Annotated in this window: 11 protein-coding genes; 3 read left to right on the top strand and 8 right to left on the bottom strand. The window is 37.6% G+C overall.

All coding sequences use genetic code 11. The features are described 5' to 3' along the window. The first annotated feature begins 196 nt into the window (after nt 1-196). Nucleotides 197-496, top strand: a complete 300-nt coding sequence (locus J2X77_RS22090) for a DUF3817 domain-containing protein (protein WP_209578608.1) — start codon at nt 197-199, stop codon at nt 494-496. 148 nt (nt 497-644) lie between these two features. On the opposite strand, the gene J2X77_RS22085 is transcribed toward J2X77_RS22090, so the two are convergent. The 7 genes from J2X77_RS22085 to J2X77_RS22055 all read right to left on the bottom strand — a co-directional run bounded on the left by J2X77_RS22085 (nt 645) and on the right by J2X77_RS22055 (nt 9,891). After that, the gene (locus J2X77_RS22085; RefSeq protein ID WP_209578607.1) at nt 645-1,049 is read right to left on the bottom strand and encodes an acyl-CoA thioesterase; all 405 of its coding nucleotides are present in this window, start codon (nt 1,047-1,049) and stop codon (nt 645-647) included. A gap of 66 nt (nt 1,050-1,115) precedes the next feature. Continuing rightward, nucleotides 1,116-2,522: a dihydrolipoyl dehydrogenase gene (gene lpdA / locus J2X77_RS22080; RefSeq protein WP_209578606.1), complete on the bottom strand. Its 1,407-nt coding sequence runs from the start codon at nt 2,520-2,522 to the stop codon at nt 1,116-1,118. Between the two features lie 209 nt (nt 2,523-2,731). Beyond that, nucleotides 2,732-3,265, bottom strand: coding sequence for a plastocyanin/azurin family copper-binding protein (locus J2X77_RS22075; protein WP_209578605.1), 534 nt, complete (start codon nt 3,263-3,265; stop codon nt 2,732-2,734). A 177-nt stretch (nt 3,266-3,442) separates the two neighbouring features. Beyond that, a complete protein-coding gene (locus J2X77_RS22070) occupies nt 3,443-5,044 on the bottom strand; it encodes a response regulator (protein ID WP_209578604.1) in 1,602 nt (533 codons plus the stop codon). A gap of 21 nt (nt 5,045-5,065) precedes the next feature. Continuing rightward, nucleotides 5,066-5,626 (bottom strand): chemotaxis protein CheB, encoded by a 561-nt coding sequence (locus J2X77_RS22065; RefSeq protein ID WP_209578603.1) that lies wholly within the window; start codon nt 5,624-5,626, stop codon nt 5,066-5,068. Between the two features lie 6 nt (nt 5,627-5,632). Then, the gene (locus J2X77_RS22060; RefSeq protein WP_293879594.1) at nt 5,633-6,472 is read right to left on the bottom strand and encodes a protein-glutamate O-methyltransferase CheR; all 840 of its coding nucleotides are present in this window, start codon (nt 6,470-6,472) and stop codon (nt 5,633-5,635) included. Then, the gene (locus tag J2X77_RS22055) at nt 6,460-9,891 is read right to left on the bottom strand and encodes a response regulator (protein ID WP_209578602.1); all 3,432 of its coding nucleotides are present in this window, start codon (nt 9,889-9,891) and stop codon (nt 6,460-6,462) included. The genes J2X77_RS22060 and J2X77_RS22055 overlap by 13 nt, the downstream gene beginning before the upstream one ends. A gap of 774 nt (nt 9,892-10,665) precedes the next feature. On the opposite strand from J2X77_RS22055, the gene J2X77_RS22050 reads away from it, so the two are divergent. Beyond that, complete coding sequence (locus J2X77_RS22050; protein ID WP_409050323.1) at nt 10,666-11,145, top strand: KdsC family phosphatase; 480 nt, start codon at nt 10,666-10,668, stop codon at nt 11,143-11,145. Between the two features lie 2 nt (nt 11,146-11,147). Continuing rightward, nucleotides 11,148-11,726 carry a nucleoside triphosphate pyrophosphatase gene (locus tag J2X77_RS22045; RefSeq protein ID WP_209578600.1) on the top strand — a complete coding sequence of 193 codons (579 nt, stop codon included), beginning with the start codon at nt 11,148-11,150 and terminating at the stop codon, nt 11,724-11,726. Nucleotides 11,727-11,770: 44 nt separating this feature from the next. On the opposite strand, the gene J2X77_RS22040 is transcribed toward J2X77_RS22045, so the two are convergent. After that, a complete protein-coding gene (locus tag J2X77_RS22040; RefSeq protein WP_209578599.1) occupies nt 11,771-14,356 on the bottom strand; it encodes a TonB-dependent receptor domain-containing protein in 2,586 nt (861 codons plus the stop codon). Nucleotides 14,357-14,459: the final 103 nt, after the last annotated feature.

Genomic DNA, 14,459 nt, shown 5'->3' with positions numbered 1-14,459 from the left:
TGTGAAGCCTATATTCATTCAAAAGTACGCATTTTTTCTGATGAAACTGAACAATTTATTGTAAAATTGGCGGTTTCCGATAAAACACTGTCGTTGTTTGTAGGTGAATGTCACATCTTAGTCAAAGGGGTAAAAATAATAGTTAATCCTTATTTAGAGTCTTATTTTTGGAATTCACAATAGACAGTTTATCATTATGTTAAGAATATTTAGACAGATTGCACTGTGGGAAGCTATTTCCACAATTTGCTTGTTTTTTATTGCTATGCCTCTGAAATATCTCGCGGGAATACCCGAAGCAGTGAAAATAGCAGGCTCCATTCATGGCTTTTTTGTCGTTATTTTTGTCGTTATGCTAATTATGTCTACCGTAGAATACAAGTGGCCTATCTTAAAGGCTATTAAATATTTCTTGGCTTCTTTGATTCCTATTTTTGGCTTTTGGGTAGAATTGGATCTAAAAAAGGAAATTGAAGGAAAAAGACAAAAGTCTTAGTCTTCTTGTGATACAGTGTATTGATGCCTGAATTTTCTTAGCGAGTGAGATCGAAAATAGAAAGGAAGAAAAGCCTATCTGTAAGACGAACAGTAGTTCGCACGATTATTGACAAGAAACACAGATTTTAAGAGGAACAGGGAGATGTTTAATCATCTCTTCCTGTTTTCTCAATACCCATGTAAGCATAAGTGATGCTATTCCTGCCATGAGGTGCTGGATTGCCATCCTCATCCAAATTTACAAATACCAGTTTTTCGATCGATAGAATTGTCTTTTTGGATATTTTATTGCGGACTTCACAGCGCATAGTTAAGGATGTTGTTCCAAAATTGATGGCTTCAATGCCGAGTTCTAGAATATCACCTTGTTTTGCTGAGCTTACAAAGTTTATTTCTGAAATAAACTTTGTAACTACTTTTGGGTTCCCAAGTTGAACGATAGCATAGATTACCGCTTCTTCATCTATCCATCGCAGCAATGTTCCTCCAAATAATGTTCCGTTAGGATTTAGGTCTTCGGGTTTGACCCATTTTCTTGTATAAAAATTCATTGTGTATAGATATTTAAGGCAAAGGGGAAAAGTTTCCTTTTCCCCTTGAGTATTTTACATTGACGCCTAAGCGTGTATTGCTCGATTTGCAGTAGCTGCTAGCGCAGCTTCTTTGAGTGCTTCTGTATAGGTTGGGTGTGCATGGCAAATACGTGCGATATCTTCTGCAGATGCGCGGTATTCCATGGCTACCGTCGCCTCAGCAATTATATCTGCGGCACGTGGACCAATCATATGTATGCCTAATACTTCATCAGTAGTGGCATCAGCGAGTACTTTTACGAAACCATCAGTATCGCCAGACGCTTTTGCACGGCCAGAGGCTTTGAAAGAGAATGATCCTGCTTTGTACTTAATACCCGCCTCTTTAAGTTGCTCTTCAGTTTTTCCGACAGATGCAACTTCTGGCCACGTATAAACGACGCCCGGAATCAAATTATAATCAATATGTGGTTTTTGACCTGCTATGTATTCTGCGACATATACACCTTCGTCTTCAGCTTTATGGGCTAACATCGCTCCAGTGATTACATCCCCAATAGCGAAGACGCCTTGTACGGCTGTTTCAAGGTGTGCATTAACGGGTATTTTTTTACCTCTTTCTTCTACAGTAATGCCGATATTTTCTAATCCTAATCCTTCTGAATATGCGGTACGACCAACCGCTACGATGCAATAGTCGCCCTCTAAAGTAATTTCTTGTCCCTTCGGATCCTCTGCCGTTACATTTACGACATCGCCATTAGCGGAAGCTCCTGTTACTTTATGCCCCAAATAGAACTCCATTCCCAATGATTTTTTCAAAACACGCTGTAGTTCTTTCCCTAACCCAGCATCCATTGTGCCGATAATGGATTTTGCAAATTCAACAACAGAAACTTTTGAACCTAAACGGCCGTAAACTGAACCCAATTCCAAACCAATCACACCACCACCGATGACAATAAGGTGTTTAGGTATCTCTTTTAGGTTAAGCGCTTCTGTAGAGGTAATGATTCTCTTTTTATCAACCGGCAAAAAGGGCAATGAAGTTGGTTTCGATCCGGTCGCAATAATTACATTTTTACCAGTGATCTGTTCTGTAGAACCATCTGCTTTTGTTATTTTGATCGTGTTTTTGTCCACAAATGAACCCACACCCTGAAAACTGTCAATTTTATTCTTTTTGAATAGGAAGGTAATACCGGCAGTATTTTGTGCAATGACATCGTCTTTACGAGCAATCATCTTTGCCATATCTACTTTCAGGTCTTTCAAACTGATGCCGAATGTATCAAAATTGTGCGCAGCATTGTAATAATGCTCCGAAGCATCTAAAAGCGCTTTAGAAGGAATACATCCAACGTTAAGACAAGTACCACCAAATGTGCTATATTTTTCGATAACAGCTGTTTTTAATCCTAATTGGGCACAACGGATAGCTCCTACATATCCACCTGGACCACTTCCGATTACAATTACGTCGTATTGCATTGATTACGTTTTATTTTTTTGTACCACAAATTTAATGATTATTAATGGGATAGGAAATCAAAACTTACGATTTGTGACTAAAGCGCCTTACTTTACATTTATTTGATAAATAGCGAGAAATTACACACCATAACCGAAATGATAAGCGCTTGGGAGGGAGGATAAGTAAAAAGGTATTCATGTTTTGAATACCTTTTTTTATTTACTGATTATTCTGCAACAATTTTTCCTTGCATGACACCGTAGTGACCAGGGAAGCTACAGATAAAAGTATAAACACCTTTTTCAAGTGTAAACGTGATTTTATCAGTTTCTCCAGGTCCCAACAATTTGGTGTGGGCTGCAATTGAAGATAAAGCCGATTTTGGGATATATTCGTCTGCAGCAGCTGCAGCAGCTTCAGCACCAAAAGTGGGCAGATCAACTCCTGGTTTTAAGATAACTACATTGTGCCCCATAGACTCTTTAGGCATTGTACCTGCATTTTTAAAAGATAATTCAACAGGTTCGCCAGCCTTTACACGGAATAAATCCTTGTCAAATTTCATTTGATCGTTACCTTCTAAAGATAGGTTGTTGGAAATAGCTACGTTTTCAATACCAGGTACTGTTTCTGTTGCTTGGCTTTCTGTCGAGGTTGCCGCTTCTGTACTCGTAGATTTTTCAGACTTGTCACTGTTTCCACCGCAAGAGGCAATTGATAAAGCAACTGCAACTGCTGGTATCATAAAAAGTTTTTTCATTTGAATGATTGTTTGTTTATCTTCTATTTATTATAGGCATTTCCACTGCCTTCAGCGGTTTAGTGATGAAGTTATTATAAACTTTGATCCCTTTCTGGATATATGTTCATGACAAACAACATCAATACATATTGTTTATGTTCTAAAAGTAATCAATTCATTGATAAATTGAAACTATCATTTCAATTTTGACAATAAAGTATCAATTGTTTTATATAGCTTGATCGGGTCGAATGGTTTTCCAACAACTTCATTTGCTCCAGCATCAAGAGCTTCCTGTTGTTCGGCTTGCAGCACAGACGCCGAAATCGAAATGATGGGCATATTGGCTATTACCGGATTTGTGTTTCGACGTATTTCCTTAATTGCTTCAAAACCGCTCATCAATGGCATATGTGCATCCATAAATACCAGGTCGATTTTTTTCTTATTAATCTCTTCTAGGGCAATAAGACCATTAGTTGCCAAAGTAATATTGCAATTCCAGCTTTTGAGGATATTCGCCAACATGAAACTGTTCAATTCGTTGTCTTCAGCAATTAGAACCATTGGGAAATTGAACTTCGGTAATTCTGTGTAGAGTACTTGGGTTTCTTTCTCTACAGGCTTATCTTTGATTTTGTCAAAATTACATTCAAATGAAAACACGCTGCCCTTTCCGTATTCACTCGAGGCAAAGACTTGACCGTTGAGCAGTGCTGCAATCCGCTTTACGATGGCGAGACCTAATCCTGTACCTCCAAATTTTTTGGTAATGCTATCCTCGCCCTGTTCAAAAGCAATAAATATTTTTTCAAGGGCATCTTCTGCAATGCCAATTCCTGTATCGATGACCTGAAACCGTAAACAAATATTGTGGTTGTCTTCCGATAAGAGCTGAATTTTTAAGAGGACAGCGCCTTCGGCGGTGAATTTGAAACTGTTGGAAATAAAATTGGTCAATATTTGTTTCAATCGCAATGGATCTGTCAGAAAATAACTTGTGATGCGATCGTCGACATCAATTGAAAAATTCAGTCCCTTGTAGTTGGCTTTATCAATAAAGAGATTGTTTAGGTCATCTGTGATATCATGGACTGATGTGGATTCCATATTAAGCTTCATCATTCCTGAGTCAACCTTGGAAAGGTCCAGTATGTCGTTGATGATATTCAGCAAATTTTGCGATGCAGAGTCCAGTTTATTGATCCAATTTTCTTGTTCTAGGGTAAGCTGGGAGTTTTTTAGCATCTGTGTAATCCCCATAATACCATTAATAGGAGTACGAATCTCATGGCTCATATTGGCTAGAAATGTTTCCTTGGATTTTCTGGCAAGGTCGGCCTCCTCTTTAGCTTTAAGAATAGCTTGCTTAGATTCCTCTAAGGCAATGTTCTTTTCTTTAATTTCTTGCTGAATCAGTAGTTGCTGAACGAAAGATTTTACTTTTGCTATAGTGGCTTCTGGATTAAGTGGTTTATACAGATAATCTACAGCTCCGCTATTGAGCCCCTGTATGAGGTATTTATCTTCTTTAGAAATTGCCGTTACCATAATTGTGATAATATGGTTAGTTTTCGGATTATTCTTTAGAAAGGAAACGAATTCAAAACCATTGATTTCCGGCATCTGGACATCGACGAGCGCTAAATCAATCTGTTCTTTCCAACAGATCTTTAAAGCATCATTGGGATCTGTACTCGTCACTATGTTTATATTTTCTATATCCTCCAACAGGGCTGTTAGACTGATAATGTTTTCAATTTTATCATCGACAATCAATATATTTATCTTCTTCATTATAGCAAATCTAACTACAATTTATGTCAACTGCTTGATGTAATCTTTAATTTCTTGAATGGTCAAAATACGTTCTTGTGCTCCAAGTTGAATAGCTGCTTCGGGCATAACGGGAACTTCAGCAGTTGTAGGATCTTGTACAACAGTTTTTCCTCCATATCGTTTTATCATGAGTAAACCTTGCGCGCCATCTTGATTCGCTCCTGAGAATAATATAGCAATACAGTTTTCTCTATATACTTCGGCTACAGACTCAAAAGTTACATCAATTGAAGGTCTTGAGTATTGAACAGGTTCAGAGATATCCAAAGAAAAACTATAATCTGGTTCAACTAATAGGTGATAACCAGCAGGTGCAAAGTAAATAGTGCCATTTTCTATTGCTTCTTTATCATCAGCGGTCTTTATTTTTTGAACGAGAGCTTTGGAGAGTGTTTCTTCGATGGTAGAAGCGTATTTAGGGTTTCTATGTACAATGACAATAACGGGTATGCGTATGGGGTGTTCCAATGATTTAAGAATGTTCAGAATCACACTAAAGCCACCTGCAGAGCCCGCTAACAAAAGAATTTTTCTTTCCATTTTCTATTACCCAATTTTTTGGTAAATATTATGTTTTTTGTTTACGATCTTAAATTTGGCAGCATCTTTATAATTGATCAGAGATTCCTTCGCCCCCAAACAGAGAAAACCCAGGTGACAGAGTGAATAATAGAATAAATCCAAGACTTTATTTTGCAAAGCAGTATCAAAATAAATCAATACATTACGACAGGTAATCATCTGAAATTCGTTAAAAACGCCATCGGATACTAAACTATGTATAGAGAAAAGGATATTTCTTTTGAGGCTATTATTAATTGTTGCGGCATTGTACATCGCTGTATAGTAATCCGACAATGAGTTTTTGGGTTCTGTTTTGATAAAGTTTTCCGAGTATTCTTTGACTTTTCCAAGAGAATAAATACCGCGTTTTGCTTTTTCTAGCACTTTGCCGTTAATATCAGTGCCATAAATGAATGCACGTTGGTAAAGATTTGTTTCTTCCAACAATATGGCTAGCGAATATACTTCTTCGCCCGTAGAACAACCAGCGCTCCAAATTTTAATATGGGGATAAGTTGCAAGATAGGGGAGCACCTCCGTTTTGACAGCTTTATAAAAATCTGGATCCCTAAACATTTCTGTGACATTTACGGTGATTTCCTGAAGAAAATAGGTGCTGAATCCGGGTTGATTGATCAAGTTGGATTTCAATTCCTGTAGATTGAATTTATTGAGTTCCATAATTCTCGTTACACGTCTTTTGAGAGATGCTCTGGTATAGCCAGATACATCATAACCGTGGAGATTTTTGACTACATCAATAATTTCTTCTAACTCTTCAAAACTTATCATTGCCACTTTTTTAACGGTTAACTCAGCCATACACGCATTAAGGATATTAATTTGTCTACGTCAACCGGTTTACTAATATAATCGTTTGCGCCAACAGCGATCGTTTTTTCGCGATCACCTTTCATTGCTTTTGCCGTCACAGCAATAATAGGAAGATTCGCAAATTTTTTGTTTGCCCTTATTTTTCCAATAGCCTCATAACCATCCATAACAGGCATCATAATATCCATTAAAACAAGATCGATCTGGTCATTTCGTTCAAGAATATCCAATGCCTCCTGACCATTATTGGCAATCTCAATCTTCATATCATAACTTTCAAACGCCGTGCTGAGGGCAAAAATATTCCGCATATCGTCATCTGCTAGTAGTACTGTTTTGGAAGCTAAATTGTTCTCAGCGATTACAGAGCTCCCCGAATTGTTGAACATCGTGTATTCGTGTTTGTCGCTACGAATTTTATTTAAGAATAAATTTACTTCATCAATTAGACGGTTGTTTGACTTAGCGGATTTGAGAACCATGGCTTGGCTATGGTGGAGTATTTCAGAAGTCTGCTCTGTACTGAGTTCCATTGCTGTATTGATGATAATCGGTAAATTCTTAAATTGATTGTTCGATTTGATTTCGTTCAGGAGTTCAATCCCCGATCTGTCTGGGAGATTTAAGTCCATAATGATACAATCAAATGATTTCTCCTGATTCAATAAATCGAGTGCTTGTCCCGCATTGAAGGCCTGAAAGATCTGAATATGCTGTTCTTCCAAAGATTGTTTGATAAAATCGCTTTGGATTTCTTGATCTTCTACCAACAGAATTTTTTTCAGTGGATGACTTGTCGATGTCTTTATTTTTAAGAAAGTTTCGGCCAGAGATTCTTCTGACACTGGTTTGGACATAAAGCCGATGGCTCCTGCGGAAATAGGTTCATCATGTAAAAATGTTCCTGCCGACATCATGTGTACTGGGATATCCTTGGTGTTGTCATTTTTTTTCAGGTTTCGAAGTACTTCCCAACCATCCATTTTGGGCAACATAATATCTAGTATCACCGCGGCAGGTAGTAAATTTTTAGCTTTTTGTAAGCCATCTTTTCCATCATAGCTGATGTAGACATCATAACCATTTTGTTCGGCATAGTCTTTTAAAATATCTGCAAAAATAAAGTCGTCCTCAATAATCAGCAATTTATTGTTTTTTCCATCGTTTTCTATCCCCTGAATTTTTGCAGCAATCGGAGTTTCATTTAGAATTAGCGGCGGATAATTATTTTCATTATCGATAGATGCTACTTTTAATAATGGGGTTTGTATTTCCTGTTCTAGTGGAATACTAAAGATGAAGATGCTACCTTCGCCGATTTTGCTGGATAAGGTTATTTTTCCTTTCAATAAATTGGCGATTTCCCGACAGATCGATAAACCTAAACCAGTGCCGCCATATTTACGGCTTGTTGAACCATCTTCCTGCTTAAAAGCATCGAAGATAAGCTCTTGTTTTTCAGGGGCGATTCCAATACCGTTATCTTTGACCGTAAAAATAAGATTTTGCGCGTCAGCTTTTATTCCAAAAAAAACTTCTCCTCTTTCACCTGTAAACTTAAATGCATTCGATAATAAATTCTTAAGGACTTGTTGTATACGATGTTCATCACCAACAAATTCCTGTGGAGCATTCATATCGACGTCAAGTAGGAAGCGGATATTTTTGGATGCTGCGGTATCGTTGAAAAAATCTTTAATATAATTTACGAGATAGTTGGTGTTGATCCGTTCTTTTTGTACCTCAACTTTGCCGGATTCTATTTTTGCCAAATCCAACAATTCATTGATTAAATGTAAAAGATCTGAGCCGGCACTATGAATGACAGAAGCATATTTAATTTGATCTTCTGTGAGATTTTTCTTTTTATTATCCTGAAGCAATTTGGCCAGAATCAGAATACTATTAAGGGGTGTCCGTAATTCATGGCTCATATTGGCCATAAATTCAGATTTATACTTGCTAGATAGCTCTACTTCCTCTATTTTTTGGGCTATCGCCTGACGGGCTTTTTCCAGATCTTCGTTTTGAGCAAAGAGTAGTTTTGCTTTCTCATCCAACTCATTATTTGTTTGGATCAGTTCTTCTTGCTGCACTCTAAGTTCTTCTTCAGAGGCTTCTAACAGATGCGTTTTATGTATCAGCTCTTCATTCGTTGTTCTCAACTCTTCCTGTTGAGTCTCCAGTTCTTCGGTTTGTTGTTGAAGTTCCTCATAAAGATCGGCAAGCTTCCCATGCGTTTGGGCCACTTTAATGATAACGGCAATGTTATCTTTCGCTTTATTTAAAAAGTTAAATCGCAGTTTTTCGTCTTTCTTGTTGACAACTGGGCAGCATATCTCCATGATACCGACACAATGTTTTTCATAAGAAAAAGGAATAATATAAATCTCAGTTTCTACCCGATCTGCCAATGAGGTTTCTAATAAAAGGTGCTTGTTGTTAACATCTTTAATTTTAACAACCTCATGATTGTTTGCGACCTCTCCTAATATACCGTCATTTTCCTTAAATGTTTGTTTGATATATTGTGTTGCGGAAATGCCGATTTTGTGGCAAAGCTGATATTCCTGATAATTGTCGTCGAAGATATAAACTGTTCCTCCCAGTGCTCTAGTCGACGAGGCAATCGCCTGTAGGCTTATTTCAGCAATTTTCTTGTCTGTATAATCTCCACGTAACTGTTCATCGATGCTACTGATTGCATTCAAAATCCAGTTATCATTGTTTGTTTGTTCCTGCAATAGTTGGAGACGGCTGTTAGACTCCTGCTGACTTTTCACGGTGGCCCTTAGAAATCTTGAGATAGAAGAAATCTTGGAAAGAATATAGAAGAATCCACTTAAGCCTATAGCAATGAACAGGTAGGTAATGTATTGGGCTATTTGCAGATCGTTTCTAGATTTTTCTAAAAGATTTCCCCGCTGATCCAATAAGTCTTTTGACATTAGATCGATCTGACCTAATATGGAGGCTTTTTGTTCGTGAATGTGATTGGATCCGAATTGAATTTCTCTTGTATCTGCGATATCTTTTTCAAAGTTATAAAATGCTGAAATTTCTTTGCGCAAGCTTTCAATTTTGTTCAATGGGAAATGATAGAAATCATCTTTAAGGCTTAATGAGCGGAGTAGTTCATCGGTTTTTCTTAATTCCAATTTGTAGGGAATAAATAGCGAAGCATCTTTCTTATTCAGGTAATCAAGTTTGACATCATTTACTTCGTCTACATTTGATTTAATTTCATTAATAGTATTAAATCTATTTTCGGCGATTTGAACGATAGTTCGCTCGTTATTTAAATTATGATGCAGCGATATGAAAAAATATAGGGCTGAAAGGAAGATAAGCAAAAAAGAAATGATCACTCCTAGGGTAATTTGCTTTCTATAGTTTTTTCGATTCATGTGAGAATGAGTTTATCGTTTTACTTTTCTGTAGGTAATGTTTTTTGATTGTACCTGGGGAAAAAGATATATGTAAAATAACAAAAAAACTTGCTATTAATCAAAAGCTACAATAGAAACAGCGCTATAGAAAAGTCAAGGGGCATCCCAAATACATTTATATCGACACGACAGTCTTTTTCTATTCCTGATGTGTAGCTCATTATTCGGGCAAGTATAGCATCGTATAAAAAAGTTTGGACTAGGATGCCAATGGATCAGTTTCAAAAGCTGTGGACTAAACAAATAATTTGGTCAATCTGAACAGGAAAGAAAGTAGGTAAAAACAAAACCCTGATGATGGGCACCAGGGTTCGTTACTAACCAATTATAAACCTAAATTATGAAAAGACTCTTTAAAGGCCGCTAAACTAAATTAGTTGCCGTTTTTTTTACTATGAAAACTAAAATGATTGTTTTTTTATCTTTTGCAAATAAAACGTGAATAACGTCTTTGATTGCTTGCTATTAGTGTTTCATAGTGAGATAACCTTTAATTATCTTCAACAAAGATACAGTAAATATGCAGTAGCTTCCAAATATTTTTTCTAATAAGTTGCTAATACAACTATGTTGTGACACACAAATGATATTTTGACTAATCTGAATAATTATTTGACAGGGTTGGTCATTGGATTAATGTCATTACTCGAATTATTTATTAGAAATGCCTTACATTTACAAAAATATATTTTTATGATATTGACCGAATTTAAATCGATAAAGGCTTTTGTATTGGATGTGGACGGTGTGTTGACTGACGGAACCGTGCAGGTAAATGAAGACGGACATCAATTGCGCACCTTTAATATCAAAGATGGATACGCAATGCAGTTGGCAATCAAAAAAGGTTATCCGATTTTTATAATTACCGGGGGTGGATCGATCGGTGTTGAAATGCGTATGAAAGGATTGGGTGTTAGTGAAGTACATTCAAAAGTGAGTGATAAGCTTTCAAAAATGAAAGAACTTGCTTATGCTTACAAGTTGGAATTAAATCAGTTGATGTACATCGGTGACGATGTACCTGATTTCAGCTGCATGAAAGCAGTTGGTGTAGCTGTTTCTCCAGCGGATGGTGTGGAAGAAATTAAGGAAATTTCACATTATGTGTCTGGTTTTGGCGGCGGTAAGGGGGTTGTGCGTGAAATGATCGAAAAAGTAATGAAAGTGCAGGGCAATTGGTATGAGGATGAAACGATAAAAAGTATATAAGAATGTTGGAAAATATAAAAAATAGTACAGTGATATTAGGGTCTCAATCCCCCCGGAGAAAACAGTTATTGGCAGGGCTTGGTCTGACATTCGAAGTTGAGGTAAGGGAGACAGCGGAATCGGTTGATCCAAATCTTTCTGCTATAGAGGCTGTTCGTCAAATCGCTATTTGTAAAGCCGAAGCATTTAGGGATAGAGTAGATTGTTTGATTATCTGTGCCGATACGGTTGTAGTTTCTGATAAGGGCGAAATTTTGGGTAAACCAAAAGATTCGCAGGAAGCTATAGCAACTTTAACAAATTTATCTGGTAAGAAGCATTTGGTATTGACTGCAGTAGCGATCTTGTGGAAAGGCAAGATTAGCACTTTTGTCGAAAAGACAACAGTCTATTTTTATGAATTAAATCGGGATGAAATCGAATATTATGTTACTAAATTTGCTCCGTTAGATAAAGCTGGTTCTTATGGAATACAGGAATGGATCGGCTTAATTGCCATAGAAAAAATAGAGGGAGAATATAATAATGTCGTCGGATTACCAACGGCAAAGCTTTATCAAGAATTGAAAAAATTAGTATAAAAAAGCGGCAGAAACCGCTTTTTTATACTAATAGATTTTCATTTTTATTTGATGAAATACCGAATACCAGTGTAGAACATGCGTCCTGTTAAAGGCCCCCAAAGCATTGATGTATCAAAATAGTGTCCAAAAGGTTGATCTGCTGCGAGGATTGGCATACGTTGGAAATAATTAGATAGATTTTCTCCACCAACATACACGGTCAAATTTTTCTCTTTCCCAAAAGTTTTGCTAATCTGTGCATTCATTGTCGCGTATGCTTTCGATGCTGTAGGCATCTGATATTCGACAGGGTTTTCAATGGTTGATGGAATGCGTTTTTGTCCAACCACATTTAATGTATAATCTACACTCCAGCCAGCATGGTGGTTATAGGCTAGGTTGACAAAGCCGCGGTGTTTAGCTAATAGCGGTTTGGTCTTTCTGCCACTTTCGAAATCAGTCTGCACATCAAGTAGGCGATAGGCCAACCTCGTTTCAAAATGAGGAGCTGGCATAAAACGAAATTCTGTTTGTAAGCTATTGGAGAAAGAATTTCCAGACAAATTATAGAAATTGATTTCTCGGGGATTTTCATAATCTACGACAACCTGATTAGAGAAGCTGTTATGGAAGAACTCAACAGATGCCGAAGCCTCTCGTCCAAATATTTGCAAACTTTGGTCTATCGCTATTCCGCTGTTCCACGAAACTTCCGGTTGGAGCCCATAAGCTTTATCGTATACATTAGGTGATTGAATAATCAATTTTCTGCTACTTGCCAGGACTGCGGTATTCTCTGCAAATATATTTGCTGTACGTTGACCTCGTCCAGAACTAGCCCGAATTGTTGTTCCTGAAATCGGCGCATAACGTAAATGTATACGAGGAGTTGTAAACCAACCATACAGGGAGTTGTAGTCTTGGCGTAGACCAATGATAGCATCAAACTTTTCTGATGGACTATAGGTATATTCTGCAAATGCGCCCGAAACAACCTCTTTACGTTTGAAGTTTTTGTCTTTTAAGTACCACTCGTCGTAATTGTCATAATTAACCGATGCTCCAACACGATATTTATGGGCAACAGTTCCGATGATATCTTGAAATAAGAGGTTGGCATAGCCATTTTGTTGCTCCGAATCGTAGTTATTAAGCCCAAAATAGCTTTTCTGATTATAGTTTGATCCTGCGAGTTGGAGACCAATGCTACGGTGCTTATTTTCGGGGAACACGTAACCAATTTTGGCAAAACCTTCTACGCGTTCAATATCAAATCCTAAACCATAGCGATTTGTGGTTCCCTTATCTGTCTTTTCGTTGAAATCAATCTGTCCACCCGTACGGTCATCATTGAGATATTTGACCCCAAATTGTACCATCAGCCCTTTTCCATTTTCATAAAACCAGCGGTTGACACCGGAGAATAAATTACCCACTGGTATATCTCTAAACCCGTTGTGACTAAAGTTCATAGATTTATTGTACATAAAATTGTCGTGCAATAGGACTGCCGTCGACCAATGTTGACCAATTTTTTGTGAAAGATTTAAGTTGACATCTGTGCGGCCCATGTTGTTCGCATAGGCATTAAAAAACAATCTTTCCGAATTTTGAGGTTTCTTCAGTTCGACGTTGATCTGTCCGGCCATGTTTTCGAAACCGTTAGCAACGGAACCTATGCCTTTCGCGATTTGAATTGATTCAATCCATGTTCCTGCAATAGAATTTAAGCCTAATGGAGAAGCCAGCCCACGCGGCCCGGGTAAGTTTTCGACAGTTAATTGGGTGTAAATACCACTCAGGCCTAGCATCTGAATCTGTTTACTACCTGTTACAGCATCAGCACTGACAACATCGACAGAAGCGTTAGTTTCAAAGCTTTCGCTTAAATCACAGCAAGCTGCTTTAAAGAGCTCTTTTCCCGTGAGAACTTCTAATCGTGCAGGTGTCATACGGTCGATGTAATTTGAGCGTCGTGTTCCTTTAACCTCAACTTCCATCAACACATTACCCTTTGCTGTAATCATAATGACTTCATGCAGATCTTTGATGGTGATGGTGTCAGGTTTCATTCCAACGTAACTTACCACCAATTTGTCGAATCCTTCTTTATGGTCTAATTTAAAAACGCCATTTTCGTTTGTCCTTGTATTTTTGGTAGGCAGGTTGGCCCAGTGTAAATTGGCTCCAACAATGGGTTTAAGATCCCCCTTTTGGTTTTCTTCAACGACCACACCGGTTACTGTATGTGGATGGTCATGGTTATCGGTTGTTATAGTTTTCTTTTCGGGTATTTTGCCATTTTCCAATCGCGGATACATACAACATTCATGGAGCTTAGCATAGGATTCATCAGTGGCAACTAAGTTGTCTACATCATGGCCAACTTGAGCGATATTTTTCTTGATTGTCTCCAGCTGAACTTTTTGGGAGTTATATCTGATTTGCAAGAGGTTGTCTCCTGTATTCCAAACGGCCGTTTCTACACCATGCATTTTCGCTGCGGTTTCAATGCGTTTTTTACACATGGCACAATTCCCAGCTACGGTAAGCGTCCTCGTACTGTCGGTCTGTGCCTGTACAAATGCCAGAAAAAATAAGGTTAGAATGGTTGTCGTATATATTTTTTTGAAAATTCGATTCATCATTTTAATTAAGAGTATTCGCTTCAACTAGCATTTAATTTTTACCTCCATGATATCGCGCAACCATATGCAAGGAGTACGGATTTATTTTTTTCAGTTCTACAAT

Origin of the sequence: Sphingobacterium sp. 2149 (genome assembly GCF_031455655.1) — a bacterium.
GTDB lineage: Bacteria > Bacteroidota > Bacteroidia > Sphingobacteriales > Sphingobacteriaceae > Sphingobacterium.
Note: the sequence above shows the minus strand (reverse complement) of the source record. Positions and strands in the feature narration are given on the sequence as shown.